We start from the raw sequence: 20,105 nt of genomic DNA, 5'->3' as shown, positions 1-20,105 counted from the left end.
CCGCCGACGACAACGACTAAACGAGCGACTCGCCAACGGACACCCATGTGGCCGTGGGGACACCTCGCGCTCGGCTATCTCTGCTATCTCCCCTACGAGTACCGCGCGCGCGGTGACGCGTCCACGTGGCTCGCGGTCGGCGCGCTCGCGGTCGGCACGCAGTTCCCGGACCTCGTGGACAAGCCGCTCGCGTGGACGGTCGGCGTGCTCCCGTCCGGACGCTCGCTCGCGCACTCGGTGCTCGCGCTCGTCGTCGTCTGCGGCGCCGTCTACCTGCTCTGCCGGCACGCCGAGCGCGTCGTCGTGAGCGTCGCGTTCGGCATCGGCTACGTCTCCCACCTCGTCGGCGACTCGGTCGGACACGTGCTCGCCGGCGAGTACGAGTACCTCGTCTTCCTCGTCTGGCCGCTCCTCGGCACGCCGCCGTACGGCGACGAGGGCGGCTTCCTCTCGCACTTCGCGAACCTCGAACTCACGTCCTTCCTCGCGTTCCAGTTCGCGCTCTGCGTCGTCGCGCTCGGCGCGTTCCTCGTCGTCCAGTACCGCCTCGGCCGCGCGTGGCACTAGAGCTCTTCGAGCGCGTCGACGCCCGCAACGCGATAGCCGGCGACGGCGGCGCTGAGGGCGCCCACGACGACGGCGAGCGCGCCGCCGGCCGCGAGGACGAGCGGCGGCGTCTGCACGAGGCCGTCGAAGCCGACGAGCATCGCCGCGAGTTCGCTCAGGCCGCGCCCGAGCGGGACGGTGAGCGCGACGCCGATTGCCCCGCCCATGATGCCGATGGCGAGACCCTGCACGGCGGTGATAGCGACGAGCGTCGTCCCGGAGACGCCGATAGCGCGAACGGCGGCGAGCGTACGGCGCTGCTGGTAGACGAGGAGGAGGAGGAGGTTCACGGTGAGCGCGACGCCCGCGATGACCGCGAGCACGGTGAGCGTGAGGCCGCTCGCGATGACGAGTGCCTTCTGCTCGAGGACGGCCTGCAGTTGCTCCTGGTTCGTCCGCACGTCGTAGTTCGGGTACGTCTGCTGGAGGTCGGCCTCGACGGCGCTTGGGTCCGAGCGCTCGACGACGTCGATGGTGAGCATCGCGGCGCGGTCCTCGCGGGCGGTGCCCGTCATCGACTGGAGTTCCGAGAGCGGTACCGTCGCCGCGCCCGTCCCGAGGAACTGCCGGAACGTCGGCGAGATACCGACGACGCGCCACGCGTGCTCGCGCGCGCCGACGACGGTCGCACCGAGGTGGACGGTGTCGTTCACGCCGACGCCGAGGCGAGCCGCCGTCTGCGGGTCGAGGATGACCTCGCGCGTCATCGGGCCGTCGTAGCTCCCGCCCGCGTAGTGCGCGCGCCCCCCCGTCGTAAAGCCGTCGCCGGCGGTGAGGCGAACCGAACTGCCGCCGACGCCGGGCGTCCCGACGGCGACCATGGTGGAGAGCGACGACTCGTTCGCGCCGACGTAGACCGTCTGGAAGGAGAGCGGCACCGCCGTGCGGACGTCCTCGCGCGCCGAGAGGTCGTCGGAGAGGGTGTGTGCGTCCGTGACGCCGGGCTGGAAGCCGCCGACGCTCCCCGGGCTGATCTGGAGGGGGCCGCCCGTCATCCAGAGGTCGCGGCCGGACTGGTCGAACTTCTGCTGGCCGGTCTCGACGACGCCGAAGCCGACGCCCCCGAGCAGCGTCGCGGCGAGGACGGCGAGGACGACGCCGGTGACGGCGAGCGCGGTGCGCGTGCGGTCGCGGCGCAACTGGGCGAGAGCGATGCCGACGGCGGCGCGGAATCTCGTGAACATTACTCTGTGGCGAGGTGGTCGAGGACGTCCGTTCGGGTGACGAGCCAGACGAGGTACGGGGTCGCGAGCAGGCCGACCGCGACCGCCGTCCCGAGGCCGTAGGGCACGACGGCGGGCGGGTAAGCGGCGATGGCGCTCTCCGTGAGGTAGCGCCGGGCGAGCGCGTTCGCCGCGACGACGCCGCCGCCGCCGAGGACGAGGCCGAGGACGCCGCCGAGGAGCGTGACGGCGACCGCCTGCGTCGCGACGACGACGGCGAGCGAGCGCGTTCGGAGGCCGATGGCGAGCAGGGTCGCGTACGTCGCGCGGTCGGCGGCGACTTCGAGGCCGAGCGCGGTCGCGACGAAGAGCGTTCCGACGACGACGGCGACGACGAACGCCGTGACCGCGATGGCGAGCGCGAGTTTCGACGTGCCGATGGCGGAGAGCCCGCCGCCGCCGCTCGCGACGACGCGCGACTGCGGGTAGACGGCGGCGAGGTCGTCCTTCACCGCGGGCGTGTCCGTCGCGACGACGAACTGGTCGGCGGTGTCGCTCGCGGTGCCGCCCGTGACCGCCTGCGATTCGGCGAGGTGGACGACGGCGACGGGGAGTTGGCCCGCGCCCGACGCGGTGCTCGCGCGCTGGACGTCGGCGACGGTGAACGACGCGTTCGCCTGCCCGGCGACGCCGACCGCGCTGCCGTTCGTGGCGTTCAGCAGGCCCGCCGCGCCCTCCGAGAGGACGAGCTCGCCCGTCCACTCGCCGTCGTAGCTCCCGTTCGCGTAGTAGGGGTCGCCCGGAGTGAGGTGGGCCGTCGAGAGGCCGGCGACGGAGACGCCGGACTGCGGGAGGACGCCGAGCAGGACGACGTACTCGCTCGCGCTCCCGGCCTGCAGGCGGACGAGGCTCGTTCGGACGGGCGTCACGGCGTCGACGCCGTCGATGCCGGCGATGCGCTCGCTCGTCGGGTGGGCGGCGCCGAGTTGCGCGCTCCCGACGTCGATGGCCATCGTCGACGCGGACGCGGACTCGGGGACGATCCAGTAGTCGACGCCGGAGCCGTAGACGGTGTTGCTGCTCGCGAGGCCGAGGCTGATGCCGGAGACGACGACGAGGAGCGCGACCGCGAGCGCGACGCCGGTGACGCTGAGGAGGACGCGGCGCCGGTTCCCCGATCGGAGGCGGCCGGCGAGCAGGCGGAGGCCGACGCCGACCAGGCCCGCGAACCCGACGAGGCGGCTACGCATCGGCGTCGACCACCCGGCCGTCGCGGAGGTCGATGACGCGGTCGGCGGCCTCGAGCGTCGCCCGGTCGTGCGAGGCGAGGACGACCGCGCGGCCGTCGTCGGCGACGTCGCGGAAGGCCTCGAGGATGGCTGCGCCCGTCTCCGTGTCGAGTTCGCCCGTCGGTTCGTCCGCGACGACGACGGCGGGGTCGGTGACGAGCGCGCGCGCGATGGCGACGCGCTGCTGTTCGCCGCCCGAGAGCTCCGGTGGGGTGTGCGTCGTCCGGTCGCCGAGGCCGACGCGTTCGAGGAGGGCGACGGCGCGCTCGCGGCGCGCGCGCTTCGGGACGCCGCGTTCGACAAGCGGGAGCGCGACGTTCGCGCGCGCGGTGAGCGTCGGGAGGAGGTGGAAGTGTTGGAAGACGATACCGACCGAGTCGAGGCGGAGACGCGCGCGCTCGCGCGTCGAGAGGGCGTCGGTGCGTTCGCCCGCGAGCGTCACCGACCCCTCGCTGGGGAGGTCGAGCGCGGCGAGCAGGTGGAGGAGCGTGGACTTCCCGGAGCCCGACGGCCCGGCGAGGCCGACGATCTCGTTCGCGTGGACGTCGAGCGAGACGCCGTCGAGGGCCGTGACGGTCGGGCGGTCGCGACTGCGTGAGAGGAGGCCGGTGTCGCCGCGCGTGTACCGTTTCGCGACGCCGGCACACGAGACGACGGCCGTATCAGGTGAGGCGCGGCCGGACATACACTACTCGTGACATACGGACGGGGGTGCATAAGGGTCGCGGGTCCCCCTCCGGCGGCGCTCTGCGGCGGGTCGCCGACCCCGAATCGCGGGCTCCGGCTCACGGTCCCGTCGCGGGTTCGGGCGGCGAGCGCGCTAGTTCCAGGGTGCGGCGGGGAAGTCGACGAGGCGCTCCTCGCGCTCGATCCGGTCGATCTTCGCGACGTCCGCCTCGGAGAGTTCGACGTCGAGCGCGCCGTAGTTCTCGACGATGTGCTGTTTCGAGGTGGCTTTCGGGATGGCGGCGACGTTCTCCTTCGAGAGCAGCCACGCGAGCGACACCTGATACGGCGTCGCGTCGTGTTTCTCGCCGAGTTCGACGAGTTCGGGGACGTCCGCGACCTGCCCGCGCGCGACCGGGCAGTAGGCGACGAGCCAGTGGTCGTCCGCGACGGCGCGCTCGTGGAGGGCCTCCTGCTGGAGGAGCGGATGCATCTCGACCTGATGGGCGAAGACGGGCGCGTCGAGCGTCTCGATGGCCTCGTCGAGCAGCTCAGGCGTGAAGTTCGAGAGGCCGACGTTCCGGATCGCGCCCTCGGTGCGGAGGGTGTCGAGCGCGGGCAGGGTCTCCGCGGCGTCGTAGCTGTCGATGGGCCAGTGGACGTAGAGGAGGTCGACATAGTCGGTATCGAGTCGCTCGAGGCTTGCCGCGCTCGACTCGTGGACGGCGTCGCGCGCGAGGTTGTCGGTGTCGAGTTTCGTCGCGAGGAAGACGTCCTCGCGCGCGACGTCGGCGGCCGCGATTCCCTCGCCGACGTAGCTCTCGTTGTCGTACATCTGGGCGGTGTCGACGTGTCGATAGCCCGCCTCGAGCGCCGTCTCGACGGCGGTCCGACAGGCGTCGGGGTCGGTGTTCCGGTACGTCCCGAGGCCGAGTCGGTGGAACTCGCTCATGGTCGTCGCGTCGGCGGGCACGCCCAAAACCCTGCGGGCCACGGTATGTCCCGTGGGCGACCCGGTCACTCCCGGCGGTCGTCCTCGCGGAGGGTCTCGCGGCGCGACGCGTACTCCTCGTCGCTGAGGTCGCCACGGGCGTACGCGAGGCGGAGTTCCGCGAGCGCGGGGTCAGTCGCCTGCCGGCCGGCGAGTGCGCGATACGCGACGTAGGCGAGGACGGCGAGGACGACGAGGAAGACGAGCAGCGGCCCGATTCCCCAGAGCGGTGAGTAGCCGCCCGTCATTCCCCCGTACGCTCCCATCATCCCGCCGGAGCCGTCCATCATGCCGCCGTACAGCCCCATCATCGGGACCGCCACCGCCATCACGAGGAGTGGCGCGACGACGATGGCGGCGAGGACGAGCAGGAGCGTCCGGAGCGTGCCGTCGGTCGGCCGTGTGTCAGCCATCACGAGGTCACCTACGTGGGGATGCGCGACGACCCTCGGTAAGTATTGTGCCGAACGTGCGATGCCGAACCGCGGTGACGGCACGCGCCCGACGGCGCGGACCGCGAAGGCCTCGTGAGAAGAGGCAACGTGCGACACGACCGCCGTTACGCTTTATTCCCCGCAACACGAATTCAGTCGTGTATGTCCCGACGCAATCCCTTCGACGACATCGACCGGCTCTTCGACCGACTCAACCGCCAGTTCGAGGAGGCCGCAGAGCGCATCGAGAGCGAGCAGAGCGGTTCGCTCGGCGGGTTCGCCGTCGACGTCGCGGAGACCGACGACGACTTCGTCGTCACCGTCGACCTCCCCGGCTTCGAGAAGGAGGACGTCGACGTCCGCGTGCAGGACCAGACGCTCGCCATCACCGCCGAACACACGGCGGAGAGCGAGGAAGAGGGCGAGGAGGAGGGGCAGTACATCCGCCGCGAGCGCAGCAGCCGCACCTTCTCGCGACGCCTCGACCTCCCCGAGCCCATCGACGAGAGCGCCGTCTCCGCGACGATGAAGAACGGCGTCCTCACCGTCACGCTCTCGAAGGCCGACGACTCCGGCGGCCACACCATCGAAGTCGAGTAAGGCGACTCAGGCGTCCGCGTCGAGGACGCGCGTGACCCTGTCGTCGGGGTCGGGATGCTCGACGTCCCCGAGGCCGGCGACCGCATCGAGGAACGCTGTCCGGTAGCTCGCCGGCCCCTCGTAGTCGCCGAACGCGCCGCGCGCGGCGGCCTCGCCCGCGACGCCGAACGCGAGCGTCCCCGCGAGCGCCGCTGTTTCGATGTTCTCGAGCGCGCCCGCGAACGTCGCGAGCGTCACGCCGAGCATGCACCCGGTGCCGACGACGGACCCGAGCATCGGGTCGCCCGACTCGACCTCGTAGGCGGCCGCGTCGGTCGCGACGACGTCCGTCTCGCCGGAGGCCACCACCACGGCACCGGTGTCGCGCGCGAGCGACACCGCCGACTCGGCGACGGCCGCGTACTCCCCCACGGATTCGACGCCGCGCACGTCGGCGTCAGCGCCCGCGAGCGCGCTTATCTCGCCGTAGTTGCCCTTGACGACCGTCGGGTCGAGCTCGGTGACGAGGCGCTCGGCGACCCGGTCGCGCGTCGGGGTCGCGCCGACGCCGACGGGGTCGACGACGAGCGGGACGCCGTGCTCGCTCGCGGCGCGCCCCGCGGTCAGCATCGCTTCTTCCCCCGCCTCGCTCACCGTCCCCATGTTGAGGAGACAGCCCTGCGCGCCCGCGACCATGTCGTCGACCTCGCGGGCGTCGTCCGACATCACGGGGAGGCCGCCCCAGTAGAGCGTGACGTTCGCGACGTCGTTGACGGTGACGGCGTTCGTCACGCAGTTCACGAGGGGTTGGTCGGCGGCGATGCTGTCGAGCGTCTCGGTGAGGGTGAAGTCAGTAGTCATGCGTTCTCGACGGCTGTTTTGAGCTCGCGGGTCGCCGCCTCGGGGTCGTCGGCGGCGGTGATCGCGGAGACGACGGCGACGCCGTCCGCGCCCGCCCGAATCACGTCCGGGGCGTTCGCGGGCGTGATGCCGCCGATACCGACGATGGGGACGTCGACGGCGTCCGCGATGGCGGCCACGCGATCGGGCCCGACCTCGGCGTGTTCCTCGCGGACGTCCTTCGAGTCGGTGGCGTAGACGGCGCCGACGCCGAGGTAGTCCGCGCCCGCCTGGACGGCGCGGCGCGCGCCCTCGACGGTGGAGACGGAGCGGCCGACGACGGCGTCGTCGCCCAGCCTCTCGCGGGCGGCCGCGACCGGCAGGTCCTCGTCGCCGAGGTGGACGCCGTCCGCCTCGATGGCGGCCGCGATGTCCACGCGGTCGTTGACGAGGAACGTCACGTCCGCCTCGCGGGTCTGCTCGCGGAGCGCGCGCCCGAGGTGGTAGCGCTCGCGCGCGCTCGCACCCTTCTCGCGGAGCTGGACGACGTCCACGCCGCCGCGAATCGCGGCCGCGACGACGTCCTCGGTGGTGCGCCCGCGCGAGCGGCTGCCCTGCGTGACGAGGTACGTGTCGATATTCACTCGTTGTACCTACTGGTGGTCGGTCGTGAACGCAAAAGGATTCCGACTCCGCGACGGTCGGCGTTATCGGGTCGCCGCCGACCCGGACGCCGCGCGCGACCACGTCGGCTCGTCGGCCGGCTCCGTCGCGTGCTGGACGCCGTCGAGGTGCTCGACGACGCCGTTCGCGTGCGACACAGACTCCGCGATCGCCGCCCCGCACGCCCGCAGGGCGTCCTCGCGGTGGTAGACCGCCGAGAGCGGGAGCGGGCGCCCCTTCATCACGGGGACGGTCGACTCGCCCGCCTCGCGCGCCGACGCGAACAGCGACGCGACCGCGTGCCGCCCCGGCGAGCGCCCGCCCGCCGAGAGCACCGCGACGTACGGCGCGTCCGTCTCGTGGAGCGCGCCCGCGAGCCCCGCCATCAGGTCGCCCGGGGTGCGCTCGCGAGCGAAGCGGACGGTCGCGTCCGCGCTCGCCCAGACGTCGGAGGCCTCGAGCGCCCGCGCGTACCGGGTGCGCTGGTCGCGCCGACAGCACACCACAACCTCGCCGACGAGCGGCGCGACGCGCTCGACGACGTGGCGCAGTCGGGCGGCGTCCGTCGCGTCACCGTCCGCCGACGCCGAGCGGTGCGTGCGCCCGCTCGCGACCACGACGGCCGCGCAGTCCTCGCGTCCGATCATGCGATGTACCCCGCTTCGCCCATGAACGCCATCGCGAGCGAGAACACGGTGACGAGCACCGCGACCCCCATCTCGGCGTAGAGGACGCGTTTCCCCCAGCGGTACCACGGCTCCTCGGGCGTCTCGTCGCTCATTCAGTCGTCACCCCCGGGAACGGCGTTGGTGGGTTTCTCCGGGCCGAGCCAGCGCTCCCGCGACCCGATGCCGTGCTCGCTCAGGCTCTGCTCCGAGCGCATCGCCCACACGAAGAAGGCGATGAACGGCACGAAGAACACGATGGCGACGGCCGCGTACCCCATGTGGATGTCCGGTATCCACCCGAAGACGAGCGGGTAGACGATGCCGCCCGCCGTCGAGATGCCGCCGATGAAGCCGGCGGCGATGCCGGGGCGGTCCTTGAACATCAGCGGGACGATGGCGAAGACGCCGCCGGTCCCGAAGCTCACCGCGATGCCGAAGCCGGCGAGCACGACGACGGAGACCGGGAGGAGGCCCATCGTCCCCGCGACGGTGAGCGCGCACATCATCAGCGTGATGAGGAGGAGCGCGGTCATCAGCCAGTGGACGCGCGGCGCGTACTCCTGCTCGGCCGAGAGGAACGGGTACGGCGTCCACTCCTTGCGCTGCCAGAGGTCGGACATGTACCCTGAAAACGGCCGGAAGAGCGAGGCGTTGAACGACTGGACGGCCGCGAACGTCCCGGCCGCCGTCTGAATCGCGGCGACGCCCGTGAACCCGAGGCCGGCGATGGCGTCCTGGAACCCGCTCGCGTAGTAGGTCGGGAGCCACGAGTTCATCGCGATTTCGAGGCCGAACGACATCGCGTACGCGAGCATCAGCCCGATGGCCGCGAAGCGCGTCCACACGTAGAGCGTGTCCTTGATGCCGGCGTTCGAGCGCGCCGTCTCCGCCGTCGCGACGTCCTTCGCGGGCTCGCCGCGCCACTTGTAGACGACGGCGATGACGAGCGCGACGATGCCGAGGTGGAGGAAGGCGTCCCCGAAGTTCGTCCCGTAGAGACGCGGCAGGACGAGCGCGCCGACGCCGGCACCCGCGTTCCCCGTGCCCGCGTAGATGCCCTCCGCGGTGCCGATCTCGTGGTCGTCGAACCACTGGGAGACGTGCTGGATGCCGACGACGAAGCTGATGCCCGCCGACGCGACGACGAGGCGCTCGACGAAGAGCACGTCGTAGTTCGTCGCGAACGCCGACGCGATACTCATCAGGCCGGAGTACGCGAGGATGGCGGCGAACGTGTTGTGTGCGCCGAAGCGGTCGGCCGCCCACCCCGCGATGACGCGACCCGGGGGCGCGAGCCAGAGCGCGCTGCTCGCGAGGAGCGCGAGCCCGCCCGTCGTCAGCCCGAACGCGCTGTCGATGGACGTGCTGAACGCCGCCGTCGAGAACCACATCAGGAACGCCCAGAAGAACCCGACGGTGGCGATGACGAGCTGCTCGGTCTTCTTCGAGATCATTCGTGGCCGCCACCTCCCACGCTCGCGTCACCGGTGGCGCCCGCCGCCGCGCGCTCACCCGCGGCTGTGATGTCGCCGTGGAGTTCGGGCGCGACGTCGAGGGGCGCGACGTCCCGCGCGTCGTTCCCGTCAGTCATCGCTCTGTGCCTCCAGCGGCGTGCCGTCGGCAGCCGTCGGCGCCGGGCCGTCGCCGGAATCGAAGGGATACCAGGACTGCTTCGCGTCCGTGAGACACGGGTCGGTGTAGTCGGTCTCCTCGGGCTCGGCGAGTTCGGCGATGGTCTCGTTGCCGGTCGCCGCCACCCACTCGCGGAACGTCTGCTCGTCGTTGCGCATCTCGACGTACGTCTCGACGATGTTCGCGAGGAGGCCCGGCACCTCGTCGGCGGGGACGCGCTGGTGGACCCACTCGATGAAGCTCGGCTCCTCGCCGATGCTCCCGCCGACGCCGACGTCCATCGCCTCGACCATCTCGCCGTCCTTCCGGGCGCGCATCCCCTGCAGGCCGATGTCCGCGCTCATCGCCTGCCCGCAGTCAGCCGTACAGCCCGAGCAGTGGATCTTCAGCTGCGTCACGTCGTCGGGCACCTCGACGGTGCGCTGGAGCCACTGGAGGGTCTCCGCCATCCGCGTCTTCGTCTCCGCGAGCGCGATGGAGCAGAACTCGGTGCCCGTACACGCCATCCCGCCGCGCGTGAAGACGTTCGGGTCCGGCGAGTACGTCTCAAGGAGCGGTTCCTCGAGGAGGTCGGGGACGCGCTCGTCCGGGACGTCCATGATGAGCGGGTTCTGCCGGCGCGAGAGCCGGACTTCCCCGCTCCCGTAGCGGTCCGCGAGGTCCGCGAGTTCGAGCGCGTCCGTCGCGGGCATCCGCCCGACGGGGACGCTGACGCCGACGAAGCTCAGCTCGTCGGTCTGGTCGTGGACGCCGACGTGGTCGTGCTTCCCCTCCTCGTCGCGCTTGCCGGCGTTGTAGGTGTATTCGCCCCGGAAGTCCGTGCCCGCGTGCATGAGCTCGAAGTCGAGGCGCTCGTCGAGTTCCTCGCGGATCTCCTCCGTCCCCCACTCGTCGACGAAGAAGCGCGCGCGGTTCTTGTTCCGGTTCTGCCTGTTCCCCTCCTCGTGGTAGAGCTCGACGAACGCGCGGACGGTGTCGTAGGCGTGCTCCGGGGTGACGAAGAGGTCGAGCGAGCGCGCCTTCCGGGGTTCGCGCCCGCCGAGGCCGCCGCCGACGCGGACGTTGAACCCCTTCGTGTGCTCGCCGTCCACCGGCCGGTGAGCGGGCTCCAAGGCGACGTCGTTGATGGAGTCCTGCGCGCACCCTACCGTGCAGCCCGTCACGGAGATGTTGAACTTGCGCGGGAGGTTCGCGAGCGCGTCATCGCCCCGGATCCCCTCCTCGATCTCGTCGAGGAGGTCGCGCGTCGGGACGTACTCGTCGGCGTCCTTCCCGGCGACCGGGCAGCCCGAGATGTTGCGCATCGTGTCGCCGCCCGCCGAGCGACTGGAGACGCCGACGGACTCGAGTTTCTCCCAGATTTCGGGGACGTCCTCGAGTTTCAGCCAGTGGAGCTGGATGGACTGGCGGGTCGTGTAGTCGATCCAGCCGTTCCCCCAGCGCGGGTTCTCAACGGGGCCGCGCGCGTACTCGTCGGCGACCTCCGCGATGGCGCGCAACTGCTCGGGCTTCAGCACGCCCCCGCAGTTGTTGAGGCGCATCATGAAGTAGCTCTCCTGCCCGCTGCGCTGGTGGAAGAGCCCCCAGAACTTGAAGCGGGTGAACCACTCCTCGCGCTCGTCCTCGGGGATGGACTCCCAGCCGTCCGCCGCAAACTCCTCTATCTTCTCCCTGACCGCGTCGCCGTACAGCTCGCCCTTGACGTCTTCCTTCTTGTGTGCCATGGTGGTGTGTCCCGCACACGTTCGTCCACCGATTCAGACGACCGGTGAAGTATCGTGCGCTGATTACGGATAGTCTGTCCTTCTTCTCAAGTAAAAGAGTTCTGTTCATTCGACCTTCCACTGTCGGATTTCCCTTCAGGAAATAGGTCGTATTGGGTGTATTGGGGAGTGTATAAGGACGTGGTCGGAGTGAAACAGCCCGTTCGTAAAATTATATCCGGCATGGGAGGTGTTCGACTCCGTGTTCGTGGACTCGGCGCACTCAGAGCGCGTCGAGGACGTCGCTGGCGACGCGTTCGTACGCGCGTTCGCGGTCGTCACCCGTCACCCCGACGAGGACGTGATCGACGCCCCACCGGTCGAGGTCGCGGAAGTACTCGCGGAACCACGCCGCGCCCGCGCGAAAGCCCTGATTCACGTGCTCCGGGGGCGCGTCGGGGTCGTCGGCCAACTCGACCGTGCAGGTCGTGACGAAGGGCGCGTCCGTGCGCGCGCGCCAGTCGTCGAGGTAGTCCCGGAGGGTGTCGTCGGGGAGGTGGTAGAAGAGCCAGCCGTCACCGTGCTCGGCGATCCACTCGCGGGACTGGCGGCTGTTCCCCGTCACCAGGAGCGGGAGATCGCCCCGAGTGGGCTTCGGCACGACGTCGAGCGTCCCGTCCATTCGCCCCCAGCGCGTCTCCACCTCGGGAAAATCGGTCGTCCACGCCGCCCGCAGGACACGGACGCTCTCGCGGAACGCCGCACCGCGTTCGGCCTCGCTCACACCGAACGCCTCGTACTCGGGCGGGCGGTCGCCCGACGCCACGCCGAGGACGAGGCGGCCGTCCGAGAGGCGGTCGAGGCTCGCCGCGCTCTTCGCGACGTGGAGCGGGTGACGGAGCGGGAGGACGATACTCGCCGTCCCGAGCGCGACCGCCTCGGTGCGTGCGGCGACCTGCGAGAGCCACGTCCACGGGTCGAACGTCTGGCCGGCGTCCCGGAACTCCGGCCAGTAAGTCGGCACGTCGCGCGCCCACAGGCCGTCGAAGCCGAGGTCCTCGAGGCGCTCGGCGAGCGCCAACTCGCGCGCCACGTCCGGGCGCTCCTCGCGTGTGCCCGTGAGCGGGAACGTCGCGCCGACCGTCAGGTCGTCGCCCCCGAAGAGGCGTTCGTAGCCGCGATTCGGCGTCTCCATGGGCCGATTCGACGCCGGACGCCCAAAAACCGCCGGGCGGCGGCGAACCCCACGCGGGCGCGTTCACCGGGCACACCGACGCGCCGACGGGCGCGGTCCACCACACTATTGTACTACTGCATGATACCGTGGTGTATGACCGCGAGCACGAGACACCGACCCGGTGAGGAGGGAGGAGCGTGACGCGCCGCGCCGCACCCGTCGACTACCCCGTCGCACTCACCGTCGCCGGGAGCGACTCGGGCGGCGCGGCCGGCATTCAGGCCGACCTCAAGACGATGGAGGCCTGTGGGGCCTACGGAACGAGCGTCGTCACGAGCGTCACCGCGCAGAACACGCGCGGCGTCCACGGCGTCCACCACCTCCCGCCCGCCGACGTCGCCGCGCAACTCGACGCCGTCCGCGACGACTACGACGTCCGTGCCGTCAAGACCGGGATGCTCGGCCGGTCGGACACCCTCGAAACCGTCGTCGAGGGGGTCGCGGAAATCGACGCCCCCGTCGTCGTCGACCCCGTTCTCGTCGCGACGTCGGGCGACGCGCTCGCCGACGACCGAGTCGAGGCCGCCTACGAGACGCTGTTCGCGCACGCGGCGCTCCTCACCCCGAACGCCGACGAGGCCGAGACGCTCACCGGGGTCGACATCGAGAGCCGCGTCGACGCCCGCGTCGCCGGCGAGCGCCTCCGCGAGCAGGGCGCCGACGCCGCCCTCGTCACCGGCGGTGACCCCTACGTCGAGGACGACCGCGACATCGCCGTGGACGTCCTCGTCACCGCCGACGACGTCCGCGTCTTCGAGCACGAGCGCGTCGAAACGGCCCGCACGCACGGCTCCGGCTGTACGCTCTCCAGCGCCATCGCCGCGCGCCTCGCCACCGGCGACGACCTCGACACCGCCGTCGAAGCCGGCATCGAGCACGTCGCGCGCGCCGTCCGCTACCCGCACGCCGTCGGCACCGAAACCGGGAGCGTCCACCACCTCGCCGCGCTCCGCGACGACGCCGACCGCCACGCCACCGTCGAGGCCGTCCGTGCCCTCCGTGCCGAGCACGGCGACGCGAGCGTGGCGGGCGCGACCCCGTACGCCGAATCCGCAGCCGACGTCGCCGCGCCCGACGCGAGCGGCGTCGTTCGCTTCGACGTGCCGAGTCGCCCCGGCGAACTCCTCCTCGCCGCCCGCGAGCACGACCCGTCGCTTCGCTACGCAGCCACCGTCCCGTACGACGCGGAGACGTGGGGCGAAGACGGCGCGCGCACCTGCGCGCCCGACCCCTCACTCCCGCCGGACGAACGCGTCGCTCGCGCCTTCGACGTCTGTGCGGACGCACCCGTCCTCGTCGACCCGAGCGAGTGCGACGGCGACGCCGCGACGTGCTTCGCGGCCGACGTCGCGGCGCTCCGCGAGCGCCTCCCCTAGTCGCGATAGCCCGCGAGGAAGTCCTCGAGGAGCAGGGCGCGCGGGTCGGCCGGCGAATAGCGCGTGTCGACGAGTTCCTCCGCGGTCTCGATCTCGCCGCGCATCGCGAACTGCCGGACGCGCGCCGCCGTCTGTAGGAACTCCTCCTCCATCGACGCCGCGTCCGGGACGCCGGCGGGGTCGTCCGTGGACTCCTCGGGGAAGACCTCCGAGTAGAGTTCGTCGTAGTCGAGCATCTGTGGCTCGTACTCCTCGTCCACCTGCGCGAGGATGCACTCAACGGCGAAGCGCTGGAACTCCGAGCGGTTCGTGAAGAGGTCACGCTCGACGAGTTCCTCCACGGCATCGAGCACCTCCTCCGGGAACCGCACCGTGGACTTGACCATGTTCGTGGGTGAAGGCGCTCGACCGGCGTAAAACTACCCCCTAGCTCACGAAGAGTCGGCGGTCGGCGCGTTCGTGCTCCATCGCGTGAACGTCGATGAGCGGCGCGAACGGGCTCATGCGTTCGAGCGGGCGCTCCGCGTTCGCCGCGACGACGTCCGCGACGACGTCCGCGAGGTCGTCGAGGAGGCGCTGGGCGGCGACGTGCCCGAGGCTCAGGAGGCGCTGGGCCGCGCCGAGCATGTCGGTAAGGAAGGCGTGGCCGTGCAGGAGGCAGGCCTCCACCGGGTCGATGCCGCGTCGCGCCGCGACGAGGCCGAGCGCCACCGGATACGTCCCGGGCGCGTCCGCCGTCGCGACGCGCTCCTCGTAGGCCGCGACGACCGAATCCGCGCTCGTCTCCGCCTCCACCTCGAGGAGTCGTCGGCCGGCCTTCGTCGCGCTCTCGCGGAACTCCGCCGCGAGCGTGCGCGTGAGGAGCGCGTCGTCCACCCGCTCGAGCGCGTCGAGGTCGTCGGTCGCGTCGTGCGCCGCCCGGATCGCCACCGTCTCGCAGGGGCCGACCTGTCGGCGGAGGTAGCTCTCGAGGACCTCGCCGAGGTCGTCGGCGGTCTCGACGCGCCCCGAGGCGACGAACTGCTCGAGGCCGTAGGAGACCGTGTTCCCGCCGACCGGGAGGAAGGAGTCCGCGAGGCGATACGCCGAGAGCGACGCGCGCGCGTCCGAGTCGACATCAGACGTCACTTCGACTCGCCCCCGTCCGGGTTCGGCGCTCGGACGCCCGTCGCGTTTCCGTGGTCGTGTTCGTGGGTGTCGCCGTGTTCGTGCACGTGGTCGTCGCCGTGGGCGTGGTCGGGCGTTCCGTCGTCGAAGCGCATCGGGTCGACGGCTTCGACGCGCGTCGTCGCGCCGTCCGGGAGGTGTGCTGCGACCTCCTCGCGGTGGCGCTCGACCGACTCGTCCAGGGCGACGAGGACCGACGCGCCCCGCACCGCGAGGTCGCGGTGGCGGTTCCCGACGACGTGCCCGAGTTTCGCCGCGAGCGCCATCGCCTCCGGCGTCGCGTCCGCCTCGTGCAGGTCCACGACGAGCGCGTCGCGCGCCGCGAGACCGACGACCAGCAGGGCCGCCGCGTCGTCGCTCGCGAGGACGTCCCCCGGTTCGAGGCTCCCGGCCTTCCCGGTCACGACGCCGACGTCCGTCCCGTCCTCGGTCTCAGTCCGGAAGCGCGAGCGCCGCCGCGTCGTCTCGTCGAGCGTCAGCTCCCGCGTCGCCGCGCGCTCGACGCGCGATGCCACCGCCTCGTCCGCGGTGTTCCCGATGTAGGTGTCGTAGAGGTCCATGGCTAGTTCTTCCGCTGGTCGGGCGCGGGCGCGTCACGGAGCGCGCGACTGCTCGCGTCCCACGCCGCGTGGAGCGCCGCCCGAACGTCGCTCGCCCGGTCGCCGAGCGCGCGCACCACGACGCCCGCGTCCTTCGGGAGCGTGGACGCCGCCGCGCGCGCCACCGTGTCGCTCGCGCGCCCGTGCAGGCGCTCGCTCAACGACTCGCAGTCGACGTCGCGCGTCGTCGCGAGGTACGCCGTCCCGAAGACCGCGTAGTCGTCGAGGACGCCCGCGCGCCGGGGGTCCGCGTGCGGGTCGCCCGGCGCGAGATGCGTCGTATCGGCGAGGAGGCGCCCGTCGGGGCCGTCGACGGTCGTGCGCGCGTAGTAGCGCTCGAACTCGAAGGCCTCCTCGCGCGCGAGGCGACCCGGAACCACCGTCTCCGTGAGGAAGACCGTCGCGTCCCGTCCGAGCGTCACCGCCGTCTCCTGACAGTAGCGCGCGCCATCGTGGAGAATCGTCTGCTCGGGGACGTACTCGAGGTGCGCGCCGTCGCCGACGACGAACGTCTGGTCGACGCGCGCGCAGTTCGCGTTCATCGCGAGCACCTTCGTCGCGCTCTGCGTGCTCACGTGCGCGAGCGCGTCCGTTTCGGCACGCAGAGCCATCCGGTTCCGGTCGCCCTGCGCGACGCCACCGGTCGGGCTCTGCACGTAGACGGTCGTGCCGTCCGGCCGCCCGCGGTCGTGACCGAGCGTCCCGCTCAGGTGGTAGGGGACGCGCGCGTAATCCTCGACGAGCCGCGTCTTCCCGCCGTCGTCGCGCGCGAAACGCGCTTCGAGTTCGCCGACCTTTCCGGGCGCGCCGACCGCCGTCTGCGCGAGCGGTTCGTCGACGTACGCCTCGAACTCCGGCGGGAACGCGCGCTCGCCCGCATCCGCCGGCGCCTCGGGGAGCGCGCTCGCGTCCGACGCGCCCGCCGCCTCCTCGGTCGCCATCTACGCGAAGAGCACCTCGGAGCGCACGTGCTCGATGACGTCCTCGACGCCCGTCTCGGCCTTGCAGTCCGTGAGGACGTAGGGGCCGTCGCGGACGGCGGCGGCGTCGCGCTCGATCTTCTCCAAGTCAGCGCCGACGTGCGGCGCGAGGTCCGTCTTGTTCACGACGAGGAGGTCGCAGTCCACGACGCCGGGCCCGCGCTTCGCGGGGATGTCGTCGCCCTCCGCGACGGAGATGACGTAGAGCGAGTAATCCGCGAGCTCGGGGTCGAAGGTTGCCGCGAGGTTGTCGCCGCCGCTCTCGACGATGACGAGGTCCAACTCGGGGTGCGCGGCGACGAAGTCGTCTATCTGCCGGAGGTTCATCGACGGGTCCTCGCGGATGCCCGTGTGCGGGCACGCGCCCGTCTCGACGCCCGCGACGAGGTCCTCGGGGACGACGCCCGCGAAGCGCTCGCGGAGGGCGTCGGCGTCCGCCTGCGTCAGGATGTCGTTCGCGATGACGCCGACGTCGAGGCCCGCGTCGCGCAGCCGGGGGACGACCTCGCTGATGAGCGACGTCTTCCCCGACCCGACGGGGCCGCCGATGCCCACCGTGGCGACGTCGCGGTGGGTGCGGCGCTCCTCGGCGCTCATGGCTCGCCCGCCCCGCTCCCGATGTCACGCGCGCTGTCCGAGCGGATGGGGTCGTGGACGGTGACGAGCTTCGTCCCGTCCGGGAACATCGGCTCGACCTGCACCATGTCGATCATCTCGGGGACGCCCTCCATGACGTCCTCGCGCCCGAGGAGGCCGGTCGCCTCCGCGCGCAGGGTCGCGACGTCCTTCCCCTCGCGCGCGCCCTCGAAGATCCAGTCGGAGATGTACGCGATGCTCTCGGGGTGGTTCAACTTCACGCCGCGCTCCTTGCGGTCGCGCGCGAGCTGTGCCGCCGTGTAAATCGTGAGGCGTTCGCGTTCCTTCGGGGTGAGGTTCATAGCATATACCGTTGGGTGAGCGGGAGTTCCTCGGCCGGTTCGCAGGTGACGTGCTCGCCGTCGACGCGGACCTCGAAGGTCTCCGGGTCGATCTCGATGTCGTCGGGGCAGGTGGTGTTGCGGACCATGTCGCCCTTCGAGACGGTGCGCGCCCCGGAGACGGCGACCGTCTCCGTCGTCAGGTCGTACTCGTCGCCGACGCCGTTCTCCTTCGCGGCGCGGCTGACGAACGCGAGCGAGAGGGCGTTCTTCGCGCTCCCCACCGCTCCCGCGCGCGGGCGCTGCATCATCGGCTCGCAGGTCATCAGCGAGCCGTTCGCCTCGCCCATCTCGCCGTAGACCGGGAAGCCGCCCTTGAACGTCACGAACGGCTTGATGCCGAACGACGCCGGCTCCCAGAGGACGAAGTCCGCGAGCTTCCCCGGTTCGAGCGTGCCGACGTGGTCGTCGATGCCGGCGGCGATCGCGGGGTTGATCGTGTACTTCGCGAGATACCGGAGGATGCGCTCGTTGTCGCCCGCCCCCTCCTCGGAGAGCGCGCCACGCTGGTCCTTCATCTTGTGTGCGGTCTGCCACGTCCGCGAGACGAGTTCGCCCATCCGGCCCATCGCCATCGCGTCCGTCGTCATCATCGAGATCGCGCCCGTGTCGTGCAGGACGTCCTCGGCGGCGATGGTCTCCGCGCGGATGCGCGACTCCGCGAACGCGACGTCCTCGGGGACGTCCGGGTTCAGGTGGTGACAGACCATCACCATGTCGAGGTGCTCGTCGAACGTGTTCGTCGTGTACGGCATCGACGGGTTCGTCGAGGACGGGAGGACGTTCGGGTCGCCGACCGTCTCCATGATGTCCGGGGCGTGCCCGCCGCCCGCGCCCTCGATGTGGAAGAGGTGGACGGTCCGCCCGTCGACGGCGTCCATCGTGTTCTCCACGAACCCCGTCTCGTTCAGGGTGTCCGTGTGCATCGCCACCTGCACGTCCGCCTCGTCCGCGACCGTGAGGCAGGTGTCGATGGCGCCCGGCATCGCGCCCCAGTCCTCGTGGATCTTCAGGCCGCACGCGCCTGCCTCGAGTTGCTCGTAGAGCGACTCCGGGCGCGAACTCGACCCCTTCCCGTAGAAGCCGACGTTCACCGGCCAGTCCTCGGCGGCGCGGAGGAACATCTCGACGTTTCGCGGGCCCGTCGTCGTCGTGGTCGCGCCGCCGCCGTAGCCGCCGCCGAGCATCGTCGTGATGCCCGCCGCGAGCGCGTGCTCGGGGAGTTGGGCGGCGTTGAAGTGGACGTGGACGTCGAGCGCGCCCGGCGTGAGGAGCTTCCCCTCCGCCGGATAGACGTCCGTCCCGGCGCCGACGACCATGTCCACGCCGTCCATCGTGTCCGGGTTCCCGGCGTTCCCGATGCCGGCGATGCGGCCGTCCCGAACGCCGACGTCCGCCGCCACGACACCGAGGACGGGGTCGAGGATCGTCGCGTTCGTGATCACCCAGTCGAGCGCGCCCTCCTCGTTCGTGACGCCGGGCGCCATCCCGAGGCCGTCCCGGAGCGTCTTCCCGCCGCCGAAGACCGCCTCGTCGCCACGCGTCCGATAGTCCGCCTCGACCTCGGCGTAGAGGTCGGTGTCGCCGAGGCGCACCTGCCCGCCGACCGTGGGGCCGTAGAGCTCCGTGTAGGCCTCGCGGGAGACGTCGCGGGTCACGACTCGTCCCCCGTCTGCTCGTCGGTGCCGGTGTCGGCGAAGCCCGCCTCCCGCAGGCGCGCCAGCGCCGCGCCGGGGTCGCCGGCGACGCTCCCGTTCACGACGCCGTTCATCCCGTGGGCGCGCTGTTTCCCGCCGATAGCGACGAGGTCGATGTCGCGCTCGTCGCCCGGTTCGAAGCGGACGGCGGTACCGGCGGGGACGTTCAGGCGCATCCCGAACGCGGCCTCCCGGTCGAAGGCGAGCGCGCCGTTCGCCTCGAAGAAGTGGAAGTGCGAGCCCACCTGCACGGGCCGGTCGCCGGTGTTCGCGACGGTGACGGTCGCCGTCTCACGGCCCTCGTTGATCGATACGTCGCCCTCGCCGGGCACGACCTCACCGGGGACGAGGCGCTCACCCATCCGCCGTCGCCCCCGTGCTCGGCGACCGCTCGAACTCAAGTACGACCATACTGTCCGTGACTCTCTAGCTATACACAATAATGACTCGCACACTCGCCAATATTTGCACGAGATAGAGTATATTGTTGAACATAGTCCCGTTCTACCGGAAGGACTGTGGTGTTCGTCCAGATAGGAGATGTGGCGCCGATATATAGTGTACGAACGTCCATCCATAGAATGAGAAATCGAGCGTGTTTCGACGGTGCGTTCGGTTATGTTCGTGTACCGTATTCAGCATACACATTGATTCCTTAAACATATACCCCTAATTCGTACAATGGTTATACGCGAATGGCAAGGTTTTTGAGTTACAACCGAATGTCCGGGAATGTCGATACTGTATGAACGCTTGCCCAAGTATTTCGGAATTCGGTTCGGGTGTCGATTCACAGATGGTTGCGGTTCGGGACGTTCGGTCGCCGATGGGGTGTCTC

At 71.0% G+C, this 20,105-nt stretch carries 24 protein-coding genes; 3 read left to right on the top strand and 21 right to left on the bottom strand.

Translation table 11 applies throughout. The features are described from left to right. Positions 1-45: 45 nt before the first annotated feature. Positions 46-567, top strand: a complete 522-nt coding sequence (locus IEY12_RS12225; protein WP_188883989.1) for a metal-dependent hydrolase — start codon at positions 46-48, stop codon at positions 565-567. Here IEY12_RS12225 and IEY12_RS12220 read toward each other — a convergent pair. The 5 genes from IEY12_RS12220 to IEY12_RS12200 form a co-directional block, all read right to left on the bottom strand. Further along, complete coding sequence (locus tag IEY12_RS12220; protein WP_188883988.1) at positions 564-1,790, bottom strand: ABC transporter permease; 1,227 nt, start codon at positions 1,788-1,790, stop codon at positions 564-566. The two genes, IEY12_RS12225 and IEY12_RS12220, sit on opposite strands and share 4 nt — an antisense overlap. Continuing rightward, positions 1,790-3,019: an FtsX-like permease family protein gene (locus IEY12_RS12215; protein WP_188883987.1), complete on the bottom strand. Its 1,230-nt coding sequence runs from the start codon at positions 3,017-3,019 to the stop codon at positions 1,790-1,792. The genes IEY12_RS12220 and IEY12_RS12215 overlap by 1 nt, the downstream gene beginning before the upstream one ends. Beyond that, positions 3,012-3,743: an ABC transporter ATP-binding protein gene (locus IEY12_RS12210; protein WP_188883986.1), complete on the bottom strand. Its 732-nt coding sequence runs from the start codon at positions 3,741-3,743 to the stop codon at positions 3,012-3,014. The genes IEY12_RS12215 and IEY12_RS12210 overlap by 8 nt, the downstream gene beginning before the upstream one ends. Before the next feature lie 135 nt (positions 3,744-3,878). Then, positions 3,879-4,676 carry an aldo/keto reductase gene (locus IEY12_RS12205; protein ID WP_188883985.1) on the bottom strand — a complete coding sequence of 266 codons (798 nt, stop codon included), beginning with the start codon at positions 4,674-4,676 and terminating at the stop codon, positions 3,879-3,881. Between the two features lie 65 nt (positions 4,677-4,741). Next, a complete protein-coding gene (locus tag IEY12_RS12200; protein WP_188883984.1) occupies positions 4,742-5,128 on the bottom strand; it encodes an SHOCT domain-containing protein in 387 nt (128 codons plus the stop codon). 183 nt (positions 5,129-5,311) lie between these two features. On the opposite strand from IEY12_RS12200, the gene IEY12_RS12195 reads away from it, so the two are divergent. After that, positions 5,312-5,749, top strand: coding sequence for an Hsp20/alpha crystallin family protein (locus IEY12_RS12195; RefSeq protein ID WP_188883983.1), 438 nt, complete (start codon positions 5,312-5,314; stop codon positions 5,747-5,749). A 6-nt stretch (positions 5,750-5,755) separates the two neighbouring features. Here the strand turns inward: IEY12_RS12195 and thiM are convergent, their stop codons facing one another. The 8 genes from thiM to IEY12_RS12155 all read right to left on the bottom strand — a co-directional run bounded on the left by thiM (position 5,756) and on the right by IEY12_RS12155 (position 12,429). Beyond that, the gene (thiM, locus tag IEY12_RS12190) at positions 5,756-6,589 is read right to left on the bottom strand and encodes a hydroxyethylthiazole kinase (RefSeq protein ID WP_188883982.1); all 834 of its coding nucleotides are present in this window, start codon (positions 6,587-6,589) and stop codon (positions 5,756-5,758) included. Beyond that, a complete protein-coding gene (gene thiE, locus IEY12_RS12185) occupies positions 6,586-7,212 on the bottom strand; it encodes a thiamine phosphate synthase (RefSeq protein ID WP_188883981.1) in 627 nt (208 codons plus the stop codon). Before thiE ends, thiM begins: the two co-directional genes overlap by 4 nt. 63 nt (positions 7,213-7,275) lie before the next feature. Next, on the bottom strand, positions 7,276-7,878 hold the full coding sequence (mobA, locus tag IEY12_RS12180; protein ID WP_188883980.1) for a molybdenum cofactor guanylyltransferase: 603 nt from the start codon (positions 7,876-7,878) through the stop codon (positions 7,276-7,278). Continuing rightward, complete coding sequence (locus IEY12_RS12175; protein ID WP_188883979.1) at positions 7,875-8,012, bottom strand: hypothetical protein; 138 nt, start codon at positions 8,010-8,012, stop codon at positions 7,875-7,877. Before IEY12_RS12175 ends, mobA begins: the two co-directional genes overlap by 4 nt. Next, positions 8,013-9,353 carry an MFS transporter gene (locus IEY12_RS12170; RefSeq protein ID WP_229871253.1) on the bottom strand — a complete coding sequence of 447 codons (1,341 nt, stop codon included), beginning with the start codon at positions 9,351-9,353 and terminating at the stop codon, positions 8,013-8,015. It abuts the gene before it with no gap. Then, a complete protein-coding gene (locus IEY12_RS12165; protein ID WP_188883978.1) occupies positions 9,350-9,490 on the bottom strand; it encodes a hypothetical protein in 141 nt (46 codons plus the stop codon). The genes IEY12_RS12170 and IEY12_RS12165 overlap by 4 nt, the downstream gene beginning before the upstream one ends. Beyond that, the gene (locus tag IEY12_RS12160; protein WP_188883977.1) at positions 9,483-11,255 is read right to left on the bottom strand and encodes a nitrite/sulfite reductase; all 1,773 of its coding nucleotides are present in this window, start codon (positions 11,253-11,255) and stop codon (positions 9,483-9,485) included. The genes IEY12_RS12165 and IEY12_RS12160 overlap by 8 nt, the downstream gene beginning before the upstream one ends. Before the next feature lie 262 nt (positions 11,256-11,517). Beyond that, on the bottom strand, positions 11,518-12,429 hold the full coding sequence (locus IEY12_RS12155; protein WP_188883976.1) for a TIGR03571 family LLM class oxidoreductase: 912 nt from the start codon (positions 12,427-12,429) through the stop codon (positions 11,518-11,520). Between the two features lie 179 nt (positions 12,430-12,608). On the opposite strand from IEY12_RS12155, the gene thiD reads away from it, so the two are divergent. After that, entirely contained in the window at positions 12,609-13,847 is a 1,239-nt protein-coding gene (thiD, locus tag IEY12_RS12150) for a bifunctional hydroxymethylpyrimidine kinase/phosphomethylpyrimidine kinase (RefSeq protein ID WP_188883975.1), read from the top strand. Here the strand turns inward: thiD and IEY12_RS12145 are convergent. Genes IEY12_RS12145 through IEY12_RS12110 form a run of 8 tightly spaced genes read right to left on the bottom strand, consistent with a single transcriptional unit; the run spans position 13,844 to position 19,629 of the window. After that, positions 13,844-14,233 (bottom strand): ribbon-helix-helix domain-containing protein, encoded by a 390-nt coding sequence (locus IEY12_RS12145; protein ID WP_188883974.1) that lies wholly within the window; start codon positions 14,231-14,233, stop codon positions 13,844-13,846. The genes thiD and IEY12_RS12145 overlap by 4 nt on opposite strands. A 40-nt stretch (positions 14,234-14,273) precedes the next feature. Beyond that, positions 14,274-14,975: an urease accessory protein UreF gene (locus tag IEY12_RS12140; protein WP_188883973.1), complete on the bottom strand. Its 702-nt coding sequence runs from the start codon at positions 14,973-14,975 to the stop codon at positions 14,274-14,276. Further along, positions 14,972-15,574: a UreE family protein gene (locus IEY12_RS12135; RefSeq protein WP_188883972.1), complete on the bottom strand. Its 603-nt coding sequence runs from the start codon at positions 15,572-15,574 to the stop codon at positions 14,972-14,974. The genes IEY12_RS12140 and IEY12_RS12135 overlap by 4 nt, the downstream gene beginning before the upstream one ends. A 2-nt stretch (positions 15,575-15,576) precedes the next feature. Further along, the gene (locus tag IEY12_RS12130; RefSeq protein WP_188883971.1) at positions 15,577-16,554 is read right to left on the bottom strand and encodes an urease accessory protein UreD; all 978 of its coding nucleotides are present in this window, start codon (positions 16,552-16,554) and stop codon (positions 15,577-15,579) included. Continuing rightward, positions 16,555-17,190 carry an urease accessory protein UreG gene (ureG, locus tag IEY12_RS12125; protein ID WP_188883970.1) on the bottom strand — a complete coding sequence of 212 codons (636 nt, stop codon included), beginning with the start codon at positions 17,188-17,190 and terminating at the stop codon, positions 16,555-16,557. After that, complete coding sequence (locus tag IEY12_RS12120; RefSeq protein WP_123078179.1) at positions 17,187-17,531, bottom strand: urease subunit gamma; 345 nt, start codon at positions 17,529-17,531, stop codon at positions 17,187-17,189. Before IEY12_RS12120 ends, ureG begins: the two co-directional genes overlap by 4 nt. After that, on the bottom strand, positions 17,528-19,228 hold the full coding sequence (ureC, locus tag IEY12_RS12115) for an urease subunit alpha (RefSeq protein WP_188883969.1): 1,701 nt from the start codon (positions 19,226-19,228) through the stop codon (positions 17,528-17,530). Before ureC ends, IEY12_RS12120 begins: the two co-directional genes overlap by 4 nt. Beyond that, entirely contained in the window at positions 19,225-19,629 is a 405-nt protein-coding gene (locus IEY12_RS12110) for an urease subunit beta (RefSeq protein ID WP_188883968.1), read from the bottom strand. Before IEY12_RS12110 ends, ureC begins: the two co-directional genes overlap by 4 nt. Positions 19,630-20,105 lie beyond the last annotated feature (476 nt).

This window comes from Halarchaeum grantii, assembly GCF_014647455.2.
Classification (GTDB): domain Archaea; phylum Halobacteriota; class Halobacteria; order Halobacteriales; family Halobacteriaceae; genus Halarchaeum; species Halarchaeum grantii.
Note: the sequence above shows the minus strand (reverse complement) of the source record. Positions and strands in the feature narration are given on the sequence as shown.